The 1,216-nt window shown below is 73.5% G+C and carries 1 protein-coding gene; it reads right to left on the minus strand.

The window, feature by feature from the left end; genetic code table 11:
* Nucleotides 1-1,140, minus strand: a 1,140-nt coding sequence (locus E1258_RS32725) for an acyl carrier protein (protein WP_243715841.1), incomplete at its 3' end; no start/stop codon positions are given.
* Between the last annotated feature and the right edge of the window lie 76 nt (nucleotides 1,141-1,216).

The following is a 1,216-nucleotide window of genomic DNA, read 5'->3' on the forward strand; positions in this document are numbered from 1 at the left end:
CACCTCGACCGGTGCCGGGGTGGGCAGGGCCGTCAGGTACCGGGCCAGCGCGTCGACCGTCTTGTACTCGAACAGTGCGGTGACCGGCACCGGACCGAACCGCTCGGTCAGCCGTCCGGACAGCTCGTGCACCAGGATCGAGGTGAAGCCGAGTTCCTCGAAACCGGCGTCCGGGCGGATCTCCTCCCGCCGCCAACCGAGCACCTCCGCGATCAGGTCGTACAGCCGTTCCCGCTGGTCGGCGGTCCCGTCGGCGGTCGCCGCCGCCGGCGCACTCGGCAACGCCGGCGCGGGTTCCGTGACGGGTGCGGGGTCCGCGCCGGTCCCGGGCTGTCCGGCGGGCCGGTCGATCAGGCCGTCGGGCCGCAGCCGGCCGGAGACCCAGCAGCGTCGGGGTTCGAACGGGTACGTGGGCAGCGGCAGCCGGGTCGGACGGGGGCCGGCGTGCAACGCCTCCCAGTCCAGGTCGACGCCGGCGGTCCAGAGCCGGGCCAGCTTGTCCACGTTGCCGTCCTCGCGCAGCACGCGCAGGTACTCGGCGCCCTCACGGCCGTCGAGCAGCAGGTCGGAGAGGACTCCGCGTTGTGCTCCGCCGCCGGTCCACACGCCGTCGAGGGTGGGGTCGTCGGCGAGGTGACGGACCAGCCGCTCGCGCAGGTCGGCGACGCTGGTGGCGACGATGGCCAGCCGTTCGGTCATCTGGTCGCGGCCGACCTGGAGCGTGTAGGCCAGCCGGGCGAATTCGAGGTCGTAGCCCACCGGCGCGCGTCGCACGGTCGGGGTCGTGATCGCCTGCACTCCGGTGCGGTCCGAGGGCAGCACGGCCGCGAAATCGGCGAGGGTACGGCAGGCCGCGAAGCGTTCCGGGTCGACGGGCAGGTCGTACCGAGCATCGACGCGGGCGCCGAGCTGGGCTAGGTTGACCTGGTCGAAGCCGTACTCGCCGAGGTCGTCGCCGGGGTTCAGCTCGGCCGCGGCGACGCCGACCAGCCCGGCCGCCAGACCGGCCAACTCGCGCAGCGTCGTCGGGTCGGGCTCGGGCCGGGCCTCGTCCTCCTCGTCGTAAACGGCGTGCCGGTCGATGTGGTCGAGGAGGGCCCGGGCGTACGCCCGCAACCGGTCCGGAGTCCGCGCGGACAAACACACCACCCGCGCCCGCCCATCATCAACCACCCCCGCACCGGCGGCAGGAACATACTCCTCCACCACCACATGC

The sequence above is a fragment of the Micromonospora sp. KC207 genome, assembly GCF_004348615.1.
GTDB lineage: Bacteria > Actinomycetota > Actinomycetes > Mycobacteriales > Micromonosporaceae > Micromonospora.